Origin of the sequence: Sphingomonas sp. (assembly GCF_035714405.1) — a bacterium.
Lineage (GTDB): Bacteria > Pseudomonadota > Alphaproteobacteria > Sphingomonadales > Sphingomonadaceae > Sphingomonas.
The window spans coordinates 150,593-164,978 of the sequence record NZ_DASTMA010000006.1; the positions used below are offsets into that span (position 1 = coordinate 150,593).

General features: G+C 69.7%; 15 protein-coding genes and 1 other RNA gene. 11 read left to right on the forward strand and 5 right to left on the reverse strand.

The features are described from left to right. The first annotated feature begins 105 nt into the window (after positions 1–105). The 3 genes from VFQ64_RS01940 (at position 106) to VFQ64_RS01950 (ending at position 4,376) form a co-directional block, all read left to right on the forward strand. Positions 106–1,581, forward strand: coding sequence for an ATPase domain-containing protein (locus VFQ64_RS01940; protein ID WP_325101611.1), 1,476 nt, complete (start codon positions 106–108; stop codon positions 1,579–1,581). Next, entirely contained in the window at positions 1,568–3,601 is a 2,034-nt protein-coding gene (locus VFQ64_RS01945) for a hybrid sensor histidine kinase/response regulator (protein WP_325101612.1), read from the forward strand. The genes VFQ64_RS01940 and VFQ64_RS01945 overlap by 14 nt, the downstream gene beginning before the upstream one ends. Before the next feature lie 67 nt (positions 3,602–3,668). Next, positions 3,669–4,376: a TonB family protein gene (locus VFQ64_RS01950; RefSeq protein WP_325101613.1), complete on the forward strand. Its 708-nt coding sequence runs from the start codon at positions 3,669–3,671 to the stop codon at positions 4,374–4,376. Between the two features lie 250 nt (positions 4,377–4,626). On the opposite strand, the gene ssrA is transcribed toward VFQ64_RS01950, so the two are convergent. Further along, positions 4,627–4,987, reverse strand: a transfer-messenger RNA (tmRNA) gene (gene ssrA, locus VFQ64_RS01955). A 42-nt stretch (positions 4,988–5,029) separates the two neighbouring features. Between ssrA and VFQ64_RS01960 the strand changes: the two genes are divergently transcribed. Next, positions 5,030–5,461 carry an Rrf2 family transcriptional regulator gene (locus tag VFQ64_RS01960; RefSeq protein WP_325101614.1) on the forward strand — a complete coding sequence of 144 codons (432 nt, stop codon included), beginning with the start codon at positions 5,030–5,032 and terminating at the stop codon, positions 5,459–5,461. 39 nt (positions 5,462–5,500) lie between these two features. Here VFQ64_RS01960 and mscL read toward each other — a convergent pair whose 3' ends face one another. Next, complete coding sequence (gene mscL, locus VFQ64_RS01965) at positions 5,501–5,950, reverse strand: large conductance mechanosensitive channel protein MscL (RefSeq protein WP_325101668.1); 450 nt, start codon at positions 5,948–5,950, stop codon at positions 5,501–5,503. A 90-nt stretch (positions 5,951–6,040) separates the two neighbouring features. Between mscL and VFQ64_RS01970 the strand changes: the two genes are divergently transcribed. Genes VFQ64_RS01970 through VFQ64_RS01985 form a run of 4 tightly spaced genes read left to right on the forward strand, consistent with a single transcriptional unit; the run spans position 6,041 to position 8,644 of the window. Continuing rightward, positions 6,041–6,628: a LemA family protein gene (locus tag VFQ64_RS01970; RefSeq protein WP_325101615.1), complete on the forward strand. Its 588-nt coding sequence runs from the start codon at positions 6,041–6,043 to the stop codon at positions 6,626–6,628. Between the two features lie 5 nt (positions 6,629–6,633). Continuing rightward, the gene (locus VFQ64_RS01975) at positions 6,634–7,491 is read left to right on the forward strand and encodes a TPM domain-containing protein (RefSeq protein WP_325101616.1); all 858 of its coding nucleotides are present in this window, start codon (positions 6,634–6,636) and stop codon (positions 7,489–7,491) included. Continuing rightward, positions 7,485–8,153 carry a TPM domain-containing protein gene (locus VFQ64_RS01980; protein WP_325101617.1) on the forward strand — a complete coding sequence of 223 codons (669 nt, stop codon included), beginning with the start codon at positions 7,485–7,487 and terminating at the stop codon, positions 8,151–8,153. The genes VFQ64_RS01975 and VFQ64_RS01980 overlap by 7 nt, the downstream gene beginning before the upstream one ends. Beyond that, the gene (locus VFQ64_RS01985; RefSeq protein ID WP_325101618.1) at positions 8,150–8,644 is read left to right on the forward strand and encodes an NUDIX hydrolase; all 495 of its coding nucleotides are present in this window, start codon (positions 8,150–8,152) and stop codon (positions 8,642–8,644) included. Before VFQ64_RS01980 ends, VFQ64_RS01985 begins: the two co-directional genes overlap by 4 nt. Positions 8,645–8,647: 3 nt before the next feature. Here the strand turns inward: VFQ64_RS01985 and VFQ64_RS01990 are convergent, their stop codons facing one another. Together VFQ64_RS01990 and hrpB are read right to left on the reverse strand one after the other, a co-directional pair. Next, a complete protein-coding gene (locus tag VFQ64_RS01990) occupies positions 8,648–8,932 on the reverse strand; it encodes an NADH dehydrogenase ubiquinone Fe-S protein 4 (protein WP_325101619.1) in 285 nt (94 codons plus the stop codon). A 10-nt stretch (positions 8,933–8,942) separates the two neighbouring features. Beyond that, positions 8,943–11,441 (reverse strand): ATP-dependent helicase HrpB, encoded by a 2,499-nt coding sequence (hrpB, locus tag VFQ64_RS01995; RefSeq protein ID WP_325101620.1) that lies wholly within the window; start codon positions 11,439–11,441, stop codon positions 8,943–8,945. Between the two features lie 85 nt (positions 11,442–11,526). On the opposite strand from hrpB, the gene VFQ64_RS02000 reads away from it, so the two are divergent. From VFQ64_RS02000 to VFQ64_RS02010, 3 genes are read left to right on the forward strand one after another with little or no spacing between them, the layout of a single operon-like run. Next, a complete protein-coding gene (locus tag VFQ64_RS02000) occupies positions 11,527–12,429 on the forward strand; it encodes a cation diffusion facilitator family transporter (protein WP_325101621.1) in 903 nt (300 codons plus the stop codon). Positions 12,430–12,485: 56 nt separating this feature from the next. Beyond that, entirely contained in the window at positions 12,486–12,968 is a 483-nt protein-coding gene (locus VFQ64_RS02005) for a type VI secretion system amidase effector protein Tae4 (protein ID WP_325101622.1), read from the forward strand. Next, positions 12,965–13,330 carry a T6SS amidase immunity protein Tai4 family protein gene (locus VFQ64_RS02010; protein WP_325101623.1) on the forward strand — a complete coding sequence of 122 codons (366 nt, stop codon included), beginning with the start codon at positions 12,965–12,967 and terminating at the stop codon, positions 13,328–13,330. The genes VFQ64_RS02005 and VFQ64_RS02010 overlap by 4 nt, the downstream gene beginning before the upstream one ends. On the opposite strand, the gene VFQ64_RS02015 is transcribed toward VFQ64_RS02010, so the two are convergent. Then, a complete protein-coding gene (locus VFQ64_RS02015; protein ID WP_414712851.1) occupies positions 13,331–14,365 on the reverse strand; it encodes a polyprenyl synthetase family protein in 1,035 nt (344 codons plus the stop codon). Positions 14,366–14,386 lie beyond the last annotated feature (21 nt).

The window sequence follows — 14,386 nt, forward strand, 5'->3', positions numbered from 1 at the left end:
CAAGCCGGCGTAACCTACTGATTCGAGTTGCCCCAAAGGGCGTATTGAGGCAGCGACGGGCAATATCGGGGTTCGAGGATGATGGCGAAAGAACAGCAGCGTGCGATGACCGGGGTACCCGGGCTCGACGAGATCCTGGGCGGCGGGCTGACCCCAGGACGCGTCTTCCTGGTCGAGGGCAGTCCGGGCACCGGCAAGACCACCACGGCTCTGAAATTCCTGATGACCGGCGCGGATGCGGGTGAGCGCGGGCTGTACATCACCCTATCCGAAACCGAGGAGGAGCTGCGCGAGAGCGCGATCTCGCACGGCTATGACATCGGCGACCGGTTCGAGATCTTCGAACTGGTGCCGCCCGAGACGCTGCTGGACGAGGAGCAGCAGCAGAGCCTGCTCTATTCCTCCGACTTGGAACTCGGCGAGACGACGCGCAGCATCTTTGAGGCTTTCGAGCGGCTGCGGCCCGAGCGTGTCGTCCTCGACAGCCTGTCCGAGATCCGGCTGCTGGCGCAGAGCTCGCTCCGCTATCGCCGTCAGATCCTGGCGCTGAAGCACTATTTCGCGAAGGCGGGTGCGACGGTGATGCTGCTCGACGACCTCACCACCGACACGCTCGACAAGACGGTGCACTCGGTGGCTCATGGGGTGATCCGGCTGGAGGAGCTGGCGCCCGAATACGGACCGGAGCGCAGGCGCCTTCGCGTCATCAAGTTCCGTGGGCGACGGTTCCGTGGCGGCTATCACGACTTCGTGATCGAGCATGGCGGCGTCCGCGCCTTTTCGCGGCTGGTCTCGGCCGAGCACCGCGTCGCCTTCAAACGCGAGACGTTGAGCAGCGGCGTACGTCAACTCGACGCGCTGCTCGGCGGTGGTGTCGAGCGCGGGTCGAGTACGCTGATCCTTGGACCGGCCGGTGCAGGCAAGTCGCTGCTGACGCTGACCTTTCTGACGGCGGCGGCCGCACGGGGGGAGCGGTCCGCCTTTTTCGTGTTCGACGAGGAATTGGGGCTGCTGTTCCAACGCGCGCTGGGACTCGGCATCGACCTGCAGGCGATGATGGACGACGGCATACTGTTCATCCACCAGGTCGACGCGGCCGAACTGAGCCCCGGCCAGTTCACGCAAATGGTGCGCGACGTGGTCGAGCGGAACGGTGTCACCGCGGTCGTGATCGACAGCCTCAACGGCTATCAGGCGGCGATGCCGGAGGAGCGATCGCTCATCCTGCACATGCACGAGCTGCTGCAATATCTGAACCGGCGCGGGGCAGCGACCTTCCTCACCGTCGCACAGCACGGTCTGGTCGGCGACATGAAGAGCCCGGTGGATGTCACCTATCTGGCCGATACCGTGGTGCTGCTGCGCTTTTTCGAGGCGGTCGGTCGGGTGCTGCGCGCGATCTCCGTCATCAAAAAGCGCACGGGCGCGCATGAGAACACCATCCGCGAATACCGGATCGGCGCGGACGGGATCACGCTGGGCGAGCCACTGAGCGACTTCCAGGGCGTGCTGCGCGGGGTGCCTTCCTATGTCGGCGGCGGCCAGAATCCTCTGTTGAGCGAACAGCTTGCCGACGACTGAGGCATCGGAACGGGCGTTGATCCTGGCGCCGCTCGGCCGCGACGCGGATGTCGCCGCGCGCATGCTGGCGGAAGCGGGGCTGGCGTCGCGCTCGTGCCGTGACTTGTCCGAGCTCGCCACCGAACTCGGCCGCGGCGCGGGCATGGCCATCGTCACCGAGGAGGCGCTGGCGGCCGGCGGCGACGTGCGCGACGTGGCCGGGTGGCTGGCCGCGCAACCGGAATGGTCCGATTTTCCCTTCGTGCTGCTGACGCATCGCGGCGGCGGACTGGAGCGGAACCCGAGCGCGGTGCGGCACCTGAAGCTGTTGGGCAACGTCACGTTCGTCGAACGGCCCTTTCACCCCACGACGCTGGTCAGCCTGGCCGAGGCGGCGCTGCGCGGGCGGCGGCGTCAATATGAGGCGCGCGAGCGGCTGGAGATGCTGCGCGAGAGCGAGCAGCAGTTCCGCACGCTCGCCGATTCGATCCCGACGCTGTGCTTTACCGCCGACGCGGACGGATCGGTGACCTGGTACAATCAGCGATGGTACGAATATACCGCCGCGACGCCCGAGCAGATGGCGGGCTGGGGGTGGCAGTCGGTCCACGATCCGGCGGTGCTACCCGAAGTGCTCGAACGATGGGCGTCGGCGATCGCCACGGGCGAACTGTTCGAGATGGTCTTTCCGCTGCGCGCAGCCGACGGCAGCTATCGCCCCTTCCTCACGCGCGTGCAGCCGCTGCGCAACACGGCGGGTGAGGTGGTGCGCTGGTTCGGGACCAACACCGACATCTCGGCCCAGCAGGCGGCCGAGGAGGCGTTGCGCAAGCTCGCCGACGAGCTGGAGGAGCGCGTCGAGCAGCGCACCCGCGAGCGCGAACAAGCGCAGGACGCGCTGCGCCAGGCGCAGAAGATGGAAGCGATCGGCCAGCTGACCGGTGGTGTCGCGCATGACTTCAACAACCTTTTGACCGTGATCCGCGGCTCGGTCGATCTGCTGCGCCGCGACGGCCTGTCCGAAGACAAACGGCGTCGTTATGTCGACGCGATCGGGTCCACCGCCGACCGGGCCGCCAAATTGACCGGGCAATTGCTCGCTTTCGCCCGACGCCAGGCACTGACGCCCGAGCCGTTCGACGCCGGCGAGAGCCTGGAGGACGTGGCGGGCATCGTGCGGACACTCACCGGCTCGCGTGTCGAGCTGGAGCTGGAGCTGCCGTCGGAGCCGGTCTGGGCAGTGACCGATCGCGGTCAGTTCGACACCGCGATCGTCAACATGGCGATCAACGCGCGCGATGCGATGGGGGGCGAAGGGCGGCTCGTGATCCGGCTGGCGTCGGTGTCCGGTATTCCCGCGATCCGCGGCCATGCTTCGGTAGCGGGCGATTTCGCGGCGGTGACGATCAGCGACACCGGCAGCGGCATCGCCGAGGAGGATGTCGGCCGCATCTTCGAACCCTTTTTTACCACCAAGGAGGTGGGCTCCGGCACCGGCCTCGGCCTCAGCCAGGTCATCGGCTTCGCCAAGCAGTCGGGCGGTGACGTCCAGGTCACCAGTCGCCCGGGCGAGGGCGCGACCTTCACTCTCTATCTGCCCCGCGCGCGTACCGAGGATCGCACCGTCGCGGCCGCGCCGCCCGCCCTCGCCGATGGCGGTGGCCTTTGCGTGCTGCTGGTCGAGGACAATGAGCAAGTCGGCGCTTTCGCGACGCAGGCGCTGCGCGAGCTCGGCTATGACAGCGTCCACGCCACCGACGCCGAGCGCGCGCTGGCGGAACTGGAGCGCGACCGTACGCGGTTCCACATCGTCTTTTCCGATGTCGTCATGCCGGGGATGAACGGAATTGAACTCGGCCACGAGGTGCGGCGACGGTTCCCGGGTGTGCCGGTGGTGCTGACCAGCGGCTATAGCCAGGTGCTGGCCTTGAACGGCTCCCATGGCTTTGAGTTGCTGCACAAGCCCTACTCGGTCGAGCAGCTGTCGCGGGTGCTGCGCGCCGCTTCGGCCGATGGCGGGCGCGGCGCGGCAGCCCATTAGCAGCCCTCGTTAAGCCGCCATGCGTTAGGCGTGGCCAATGACCGCGCGACTGAACAAAGGCGATCGCATGGTGTCCGCGCTCGTCTCGGCCGGGCTGGTGGCACTGTTGCTTTGGGCCTTGCTGGTCGGGCTGTCGGTGGCGCGGGGCGGCGCCGTCTCGGAGGGACTGAAGCTGTTCGGCGTCACCCGGCCCCCTCCCCCGCCACCCGAGAAGGACCCGCCGAAACCGGTGCGCAACTTCCGCCCGGCGGGCGAAGCGGCGCCGCCCAACTTCCGCGCCAAGCCGACCGAGATCGTTGCTCCCGAGCCGGTGGTGACGATGCCGCTGCCTCCGCCGCCGGTGGTGGTCGCGCCGGTGGCGGGGCCGGGTACGCAGGCGAGCGCAGGCGCGGCGGACGTGCCGGGCCCGGGCACGGGCGCCGGTGGCGAGGGCGATGGTTTCGGCGCGGGCGGCTCCGGCGACGGCGATGGTGCAGGCGACGTGCCGCCGCGGCGTGTCGGCGGCCGCATCCGCGACTCCGATTACCCGCTCGCCGCCGGCGAGGAGGGTGTCGGCGGGACGGTGGGTGTGCGCTTCGTCGTGGAGGTCGATGGCCGCGTGCCGTCTTGCGAGGTGACACGCTCGAGCGGCAGCCGCCTGCTCGACGACACCACCTGCCGGCTGATCGTGCAGCGCTTCCGCTATCGTCCGGCGCAGGACGCGCGGGGACGGCCGTTCCGGTCGGTGATCGTGCAGAACGAGACGTGGGTGGTGCGGGAGGAGATGGAGGAATGAGCCCGGCTTGAGTTCCTCCCCGGCGAAGGCCGGGGTCCAGTCGCGGGCTGGGAGCGGCGATGCCCGACGTTTGAATGCGCCGAGCCTGGGCCCCGGCGTTCGCCGGGGAAGCGGTGAAAAAGCAGAGGCGTCGTGACGTCGGACGGGAGCGCTTCGCTTCCCGCCGGCCGCGCTTGCGCAAGTCAGCCGGGCGTGGCCGGCTGCGGCGCGGCGCGGTGGGGACTTCTGTTGCCCGGCGTCCCCTGACCGCTGGAATCCCCTTCTGTTGCCCGGTGGGGTCCGACCGCGCTAACTTGGAATAACTTCAGGCCGTGAGGCCGTCAGTTACGCCGCGATCGCGAGTGCTTCGTTATCGTTGGCACTTATGGTTTAGGCCGTCACGGTGGTCCCATCCCGAGCGAAAGTCCGCGCCGTTCAACACACGTCGATCCTGGTTCGGCCCCATCAGAACCCGTCCCTGCCACTCTAAAAGAGTTTGGGGGCGGTTTATGGTGGAGCCGCCGGGTACTGCCCCCGGGTCCGCTGCGCCTATTATACACGGTCGTTTATCGCCATAGCCGGGCGAACCCGGCCCGACCGATATAGTCGCTCGCCCAAGTTCTTGCAAACCCCGCCTTTCGCGCGCCACAAACTCCCACTACCGGCCCGGTAGTATGCTCACCCAACGCTCTCGCTACGCCATGCGCGCGATGCTGTTCCTGGCCGAAGCACCGGCCGGCAGCGCGCCGATCCCCATGACCCGCATCGCGATCGCCGCCAATGTGCCGCGCAAGTTCCTGGAGCTGATCCTGGCCGATCTGCGCGAGGCCGGGCTGCTGCACTCGCACCGTGGCAAGATGGGCGGATACTGCCTGTCCCGTCCGCGTCACCTGATCTCGCTCGGCGACATCATCCGCGTGATCGAGGGGCCGTTGGCGCTGGTACCCTGCGTCAGCCGTACCGCCTACCGCCCGTGCGGCGACTGCGTGTCGGAGGCCGATTGCGCGATCCGCCATGCGATGATGCGCGTCCGCGACGAGACCGCGCGCATCCTGGACGGGACGAGCCTGGCGGACGCGGCGGCGGAGGAACTGGCGGTTGCGTGACTCGATCCGCTCGCGCCGATGGCCGCACCGGCCTTGAGGTTACCCGCCAGAACGCGCCCGCAACTCATCCCTGATCTCGCGCAGCAGCCCGATCTCGACTGGCTCCGGGGCGGGAGTGACCGGGACGGTGTCGCGCTCGAGCAGCGCGGTGGCGCGGGTGACGGCGCGCAGCAGCAGGAAGATGATGCCCGCGACGATCAGGAAATTGACCGCCTGGGTCAGGAAGGCGCCATAGCCGAGCAGCGGCACGCCGGCCTTCTTGAGCGCAAGATAGTCGGTCGCCGAACCGGCATAGCCTGCCGGGATCGCACCCAACCGGATGAAGTAGCTGGAGAAATCGAGGCCGCCGAAGATGCGGCCGATGATCGGCATCAGGATGTCGTCGGTCAGTGACGACACGATCTTCCCGAACGCGGCGCCGATGATGACGGCGACGGCGAGATCGAGCACGTTGCCGCGCATCACGAACGCCTTGAACTCCTTGAGCATCATCGTCCCCTCCCAGTCCGCGGGAAGCTAGGGCCCGATTGCACTTTCGCCAACCGGGCGGGCTCGCTTATACGCCACGCCAACAGGAGGATGCCCATGCTGACCCGTTTCGTGCCGCTCGCGCTCGTCGTCCCGCTCGCCGCCTGTGGGATCAACAGCGTCCCCACCGCCGAGGAGAATGCCAAGGCGAAATGGGCCAATGTGCAGAACCAGTATCAGCGTCGCGCCGACCTGATCCCCAACCTGGTCTCCACCGTCAAGGCGGCGGGCGCGCAGGAAAAGGCGATCCTAGTCGAAGTCACGCAAGCCCGCGCCGCCGCCAACACCGTGCAGCTGACCGGTGCCGACCTGACTGATCCGGCCAAGGTGCAGCGTTACGCGCAGGTGCAGGGCACCGTCGGGCTGTCGCTGCAGCGGTTGCAGGAGGCATATCCGGAGCTGAAGAGCCAGCAGGGCTATCAGGACCTGCTCGTCTCGCTGGAGGGAACCGAGAATCGGATCACCAACGCGCGTAGCGACTATAACGAGGCGGTGCAGGCCTATAACACTCGCATCCGCACCTTTCCCGACGCGATCGGGGCCAAGGTGATCCACGGCGCCAAGCCGATGGTGCCGTTCCAGGCGGTTACACCGGGAGCGGAGACCGCGCCGCCGGTCAATTTTGGCAACGCGAGCTGATCCTCGTGCGCCTGTTCGCGCCGGGGTTGCTGCTGCTGGCGAGTCCGGCCGCCGCACAGACCTTCCCGCCGTTCACGGGCTTGGTAGTCGACGCGGCGAACGTGCTGCCGCCGGCGACGGAGGCGGACCTGACCGCCAAGCTGCAGGCGCTGCAGCGTGACACCAAGCGGCAGCTGGTGGTGGCGACGATCCCGGACCTGCAAGGGCAGGAGCTGGCGGACTATGGCCTGAAGCTCGGACGCTACTGGGGTGTGGGCCTGCGCGATGTCGACAATGGCGCGATCCTGTTCATCGCGCCCAACGAGCCCGCCGGCCGTCGCGGGCCCCGCATCGAGGTCGGCTATGGCCTGGAGCCGGTGCTGACCGACATCTTCGCCGGCCGCGTCATCCGCGACCGAATGATGCCGCTATTGCGGAGCGGAGACGTGCCCGGCGCGATGACGGCGGGCACGGACGCGCTGGTCGCCCAGCTTCGCGCCGCGCCGGAGGAGGCGAAGGCCGAGCTCGACGCGGCGGTGGCCGAGTTCAACCGCACCCACCAGCGCGAGCGCACGGGCGGCGGCGGCGGCGGCGGGCTGCCGCTGGGCGCGATCTTCTGGGGTGTGGTCTTCCTGTTCGTCATCCTGCCGATGCTGCGCGGCGGTGGACGGCGGCGCGGGCGGCGGTGGAGCGGCGGCGGCGGCAACCTGCCGATCGTGCTCTGGGGTCTCGGCAACGCGATGGGCTCGAGCCGTGGCGGCGGCTGGGGCGGCGGTTCCGGCTGGGGTGGCGGCGGCTCGAGCGGAGGCTGGGGCGGCGGCGGCTTCTCCGGCGGCGGCGGCGGCGGCTCCTTTGGGGGCGGTGGGGCGTCGGGGTCATGGTGATCTCCGAAGCCGACCACGCCCGCGTCACTGTGGCGGTGATGGAGGCGGAGCGTCATACGGCGGGGGAGATCGTCACGGCGGTGGCGGAGAAGTCCGACAGCTATCACGATGCGGCGCTGCATTGGGCGGTGCTGGCGATGCTGGGCGTTCCGGCCGTGCTGGCGTGGCGACCCGAGCTGGCGCCGCGCATCTGGGAGGGGCTGGTGGAGAGCTGGTCGCCGCAGCCGGCGGGCGCGCCGTTGCTGGTCGCGCTGGTCGGCAGCGTGCTCGTGTTCCTGCTCTTCCGGCTGCTGTTCACCTGGCAGCCGCTGCGCATGGCGATGACGCCCGGCGCGACCAAGACGCGGCGGGTGCGGCGGCAGGCACTGGCGCTGTTCCGGGTCGGGGCCGAGCGGCGGACGCGGGGGCGGACGGGGGTGCTGATCTACCTGTCGCTCGCCGAACACCGCGCGGAGATCATCGCGGACGCGGCGATCCACGACAAGGTCCCCGAGGATGTCTGGGGCGAGGCGATGGCGGCGCTGCTCGGTCCGGTGCGTGACGGCCGCGCGGGAGACGGGCTGGTCGCGGCGATCGCACAGGTCGGTGCGGTGCTGGCGGAGCATTTCCCGCGCGGCGAGAACGACGTCAACGAACTGCCCGACCGGTTGATCGAACCGTGACGGCCGAGACGGTCTGGGCGGGCAAGTTCCTGTCGGTCGTGCAGGACGGCCGGTGGGAGTATGTGGCGCGCACGGGCTCGGACGGCGCGGTGGTGATCGCCGCCATTGATGACGACCACCTGCTGCTGATCGAGCAGCATCGCATTCCGGCCGGCCGCGTCTGCCTGGAGCTGCCCGCCGGATTAATCGGCGACGAGGGCGGACCGGAAAGCGCGATCGCAGCCGGCGCGCGGGAGCTGGAGGAGGAGACCGGCTACCGCGCCGCGACGGTCGTGGAGATGGGCAGCTTCTATTCCTCGCCCGGGCTGACATCGGAAAGCTTCACGCTGGTGCGCGCGACCGGGCTGACTCTGGTCGGCGAGCCGGAGGCGGGGATCGTCGTCCACCGCATGGTGCTGAGCGAGGTGGCGGCGTTCGTCGCGGCTAAGCGCCGCGCGGGCCTGGGCATCGATGCCAAGCTGTTGCTGGTGCTGGGCGCTGGACTGAGCTGAGGCTCAGCGGAAATTGTCGGCGTAGGCCTGGAGCTTGAGGCTCGCATTCTGCGCCGGCACGACCGAGTAGCTGTGGCCCTGACGCTCGCAATAATCGATCGCCGCCTCGACGGTCGGGAAGGTCAGCCCCACCACCTGCGCCTGCGTCTCCTGCCCGCCCGCCCAGCCGGTCAGCGGATCGGCGCGCTGCGGGTCGTCCGACGCGAACTCGACCAGCCAGACGCCGGCGCGGGCCTTGCCCGACTGCATGGTGTTCTTGATGCGTTGGAGGATGCGCGCGTGAGCCATGTTCGTGTCCTTACCGTTGCCCGGCAGAACGCGCATCTGCCTTTTTGGTGCGCAGCGTCGCGGCCGCGGCCGCCGGATCGTCGGGCCAGGGGTGCTTGGGATAGCGGCCGCGCATCTCCTTCGCGAGCGCGGCCCAGCTGCCTGCCCAGAAGCCGGGCAGGTCGCGGGTGGTCTGGATCGGGCGGCCGGCGGGTGAGGTCAGGCTGAGGACGAGCGGCACCCTGCCCTCCCCCACCACCGGGTGCTCGGCGAGGCCGAACAGTGCCTGGACGCGGAGCGTCACGCGCGGGCCGCCTTCGGCCGCATAGTCGATCGCGTGGGTGGAGCCGGCGGGGCTGGTGAACTCGGCGGGGGCGAGGCGGTCGATGCGCTGCAGGTCGGTCCAGCCGATCAGGTTGCGCAGCGCATCGGTGAGGCCGGTGACCTGATCGAGGCGGCGCTTGCCGGCGAGGAGCGGCGGTAGCCACTCGTCGAGCCGTGTGAGCAGCGCTGCGTCATTGAGCGGCGCGCCGGCGAATGCGGCGCGGGCGCGGAGTGACTGGGCGGCGTCCCTCCACGGCAGCAGCGCCAGGCCATGTTCGCGCACGCCCCCGAGCAGTGCCGCGGTAACGGCTTGCGGCTCGGCATCCGCGTCCGGACCGGCGGAAAGGCGCAGCCTGCCGAGCACCCGCTCGCGGCGGGCCTCCACCGCACCTGTGGCGGGATCGAAGATCACGGTTCGCCGCGTAGCGATGCCATCGGCGAACAGGCGTTCGACGGTGGCGAGGTCGATCCGCGTGGCGGCGAGGATGCGGGCGCCGCTCGCGGCGCCTTGGGTCTCTGCGACCGCCAGCCATTCGGCGCGGGCGAGCGACGAAGCTGGGTCGAGGCGGAAGCCGCGACCGCCGGTGGATGCCCAATGCTCGCCGGTGGCGTCGCGACGGCGGGCGACGCGATCGGGAAAAGCGAGCGCGATGCAGGTGGCGAGTGCCTCTCCGCTCTCGCCCGCGGGAGCGGGTCCTGCCGTCACATCCCCTCCCCTAGCCCCTCCCGCAAGCGGGAGGGGGATGCTGGCGGCCCACCGCTTCGCCAGCTTCCTTGCGGCGTCAGCCTTGCCGCCCCGTTCGCTCCGCCAGCGGCGGAGGCGCACCTCCAGGTCGGGGTCGGTGCCGCCGAGGCCGCGTTCGGAGAGCAGCACCGCCGCCTCCGCCGCGACACCGGCCAAGCCGCGCGCGCCCGCGATCAGCAGCATGTGCGCGAGCCGCGGCGGCATCGGCAGCCCGGCGATGGCGCGGCCGTGCGGGGTCGGGCGGCCGTCGGCGTCGAGTGCGTCGAGCGTGCGCAGGCGTTCGGTCGCCTCGGAGACTGCGGCGGCGGTGGGCGCGTCGAGCCAGCGCAAACTGCGCGGGTCGGCGACGCCCCAGATTGCGCAGGCCAGCACCAGCGCCGACAGGTCCGCGTCGGCGATCTCGGGCGGATCGAACGGTGGCAGGCCGGCGGTCGCGGCCTCCTCCCACAGCCGGTACGCGACCCCCGGCGCCTGGCGCCCGGCGCGGCCAGCGCGCTGGTCGGCGGCGGCGCGGCTGGCGCGTTCGGTCACCAGCCGGGTCATCCCCGCGCCGCGATCATAGCGCGGGCGGCGTGCCAGGCCGGAGTCGACGACGATCCGGATGCCGTCGAGCGTCAGGCTGGTTTCCGCGATGCTCGTTGCCAGCACCAGCTTGCGACGGCCGTCCGGTTCGACACGGATCGCGGCGCGTTGCTCGGCTGGGTCGAGCTGGCCGTGGAGCCGGTGGAGGACCACGTCGTCTGGCAAGCGATCCAGCCGCTCGCCAAGTATCTGGGCAGTGCGCTCGATCTCGGCGACGCCGGGCAGAAAGGCGAGCACCCCGCCCTCTTCCTCGGCGAGCGCGCGGCGGCAAGCGGCGGCGACCGCATCCTCGATCCGCTGGTCGCCGGATCGGCCGATGTAACGGTAGGCGAGCGAATAGCCCCGGCCGGCGCTCTCAATCACCGGGGCATCTTCCATCAATGCCGAGAACCGTGTGCCATCGAGCGTCGCGGACATGGCGACGAGCCGCAGGTCCGGCCGAAGGCCGTCCTGCGCGTCCAGGGCCAGCGCCAGGCCGAAGTCGCCGTCGAGGCTGCGCTCGTGAACCTCGTCGAACAGCACCGCTGAGACGCCCGCAAGCTCCGGGTCCGCCTGGATGCGGGCGACGAAGATGCCCTCGGTCAACACCGTCAGCCGCGTCGCGGCCGAGCGGCGACTGTCCATGCGGGTGGCATAGCCGATGGTCGCGCCGACTGGTTCGCCCAGCTGCTGCGCCATCCGCTCGGCAGCGGCACGCGCGGCGAGGCGGCGGGGGCTGAGCAGCAGGATCTCGCCGGTACACCACGGCTCGTGGAGCAAAGCCGGCGCGACCGCCGTGGTCTTGCCTGCGCCGGGTGGGGCTACGAGCACCGCGTTTGGGCGCTCGCGCAGGCTGCGGAGCAGGTCGGGCAGGACGGAGTGGATCGGCAGGTCGGCCATGGTGCGAGTGGCTTAGGCGATATGGGCGCACGCGCGCTACCAGCGGGGCTGGCACCGGTCACTGCCGCTGCTAGGATGAGCACCGATGGGTCATGGTCATCATCATCACGGGCACGACCATGGCCACGCGCACGGACCCACCTCGTTCGATCGCGCCTTTGCGTTCGGCATCGGGCTCAACCTTCTCTACGTCATTGCCGAGGCGAGCGCGGGGCTGTGGTGGGGCTCGGTCGCGCTGCTGGCGGACGCGGGGCACAATCTGTCCGATGTCGCCGGACTGGGCGTCGCGTGGGCGGGCGCGGTGCTGGCGCGGCGCCCGGCGACCAAGCGCTTCACCTATGGCTTCAAGAGCTCGACCATCCTTGCCGCGATGATGAATTCGCTGCTGCTGATGGTGGCGCTGGGCGCGGTGGTGCTGGAGGCGACGCGGCGGCTGGGCGAGCCGGCGCCGCTGGTCGGCGGGGAGATCGCGGCGGTCGCGGCGGTGGGGATCGCCGTCAACGGCTTCACCGCCTGGCTGTTCGCGCGCGGGCGGCACGGCGACGTCAACATTCGCGGCGCCTACCTGCACATGCTGAGCGACGCGGCGGTGTCGGCGGGCGTGGTGGTGGCGGGGCTGCTGATCTGGTGGACCGGGTTCGGCTGGATCGACCCGCTGGTCAGCCTCGCCATCGCGGGCATCATCTTCTGGCAGACCGCCGGGTTGCTGCGCGAGACCGTGGAAATGGCGCTGCAGGCGGTGCCGCGCGACCTCGACTATGACAAGGTGCGCATGGCGCTGCGCGTGCTGCCGGGCGTGGAGCGGGTTCACGACCTTCATATCTGGCCGATGTCGACGACCGAACCGGTGTTGACCGCTCATCTGGTCATGCCCGGCGGCGTACCGGACGATGCGTTCCTGCGGAGTGCGCAAGCGATGCTGCGCGAGAAGTACGGTATCGGCCACGCGACGCTGCAGGTCGAGCGCGGCGATGAGGGACGTTGCTGACCATTGCGGGGGGCCTGCGCGGGGGCTAGCCTGGCATAGTCATCGGAGGGGTCATCATGCCACGTCCCGCTTTCGCCCCCGCCTGGGCAAAATTTGCCGAGGTCAACGTCAAGGTCGCGGGGGTCGGCACGAAGATCGGAGGCAAGGTCGAGCACAACATCGTCAGCGGCACGTTCCAGAACGCTTGTCCGATTCGGATGAGCTACGTTCTTAACTACACTGGCGTCCCGGTCCCCTCCGCCGGCTATCATGTGGTCAGCGGCGCCGACAAGAAGTGGTACATGTACCGTGTACCGGAGATGATGCAGTTCCTGGAGCGCAGCTTCGGCAAGGCGGACGCCACCCATGCGGCGCCGACCCCGCAGCATTTCGCCGGCAAGAAGGGCATACTGGTGGTGCGCGGCAAGGGCTGGAGCAACGCGGTCGGCCACGTCACGCTCTGGAACGGCGGGATGTGTTCGGACAGCTGCCACCTGATGGAAGATCCCGACAACGGCACCTTCACGCCCGACACTGCATCCCTGTGGGTGCTGCCGTGAGGGCGCTAGCGGGCGCACTGGCGCTATTCGCGACGGCCGCGCCGGGCGCGACCGCGAAGGTCGATGTGGCCGGCCAGCGGGCGTTGCTCAAGGACTGGACGCTAACCCGCTGCGTCGGCCGGGGCCTGGGGCCGGGTAAGGCGCAGGAAGACGCTTTTGCCAGTGCCTCGGCGCTGCTCGAACGGGGTCAGTACGACATCGCGGTGTACAACCGGCTCGACACACTGGTCGATGCGCAGCTCGCCAGGAAGTATGGCGGCTCGGTGCCGGGCGAGTTCGTAATGCTGAAGTGCCTGGACCTGTATCACGGCGCGGCGCTCGCGCGGGCGGTCGCGGGCGCCCGACTGACCCCGGTTCGCTGATCAGTAAGTTCGCGCCACCGCGAACTCGACCGCCTCGACCATTGCCTCCTTGGCGCGGCCGTCGGCAAACCCGCCGATCGCGTCGATCGCGCGCTGGCCGTAATGGCGGGCGCGGGCGAGCGTGTCGTCGACGGCGCGGGTGCGTTCGACCAGCGATACGGCGTGGGCGAAGTCCTCGTCGGATGCGCGCCGGCCCTCCACCGCGTCCTTCCAGAACTTGCGATCGTCGGCACTTCCGCGCGCATAGGCGAGGATGACCGGGAGCGTCATCTTGCCCTCACGGAAATCGTCACCGGCGTCCTTACCCATCGTGCCCGCGTCCGAAACATAGTCGATCGCATCGTCGACCAGCTGAAAGGCGATGCCGAGGTTGCGGCCATACGCATCGAGCGCGCCCTCCTCGCTTTCGGGACGCTCGGCGACGACGGCGGCGATGCGGCAGGCGGCGGCGAACAGCGCGGCGGTCTTGGCGCCGATGATGTCGAGATAGCGGTCCTCGCCCAGATCGACGCGCCGCGCGGCGGTGAGCTGGTTGACCTCGCCCTCCGCGATCACCGCGGATGCGTTTGACAGGATTTTCAGTACCTTCAGGCTGCCGTCCTCCACCATCAACTCGAAGGCGCGGGAGAACAGGAAATCGCCGACCAGCACGCTGGCGGGATTGCCCCAGATCAGATTGGCGGTGCGCTTGCCCCGACGCAGGTCGGAGCCGTCGACGACGTCGTCGTGGAGCAGCGTCGCGGTGTGGATGAACTCGACCGACGCCGCCAGCCGATGGTGGCGGGTGCCAGTATAGCCGATCAGCCGCGCGCTGGCGAGCGTCAGCATCGGCCGCATCCGCTTGCCGCCGCCGGCGATCAGGTGCCCTGCGAGCTCCGGGATGAGCGGGATTTCGGACTGCATCCGGCCCAGGATCACCGCATTGACCGCGTTGAGGTCGCCGGCGACCAGCTGCACCATCGGCTCGAGCGACGGCTGGCTGTGGGGGGTGCCCGAAGACGATGGGGGCCGAAGCTGGTGGACGGTCGCGTTCACGCGGGCGATGTGGCGGCTGGC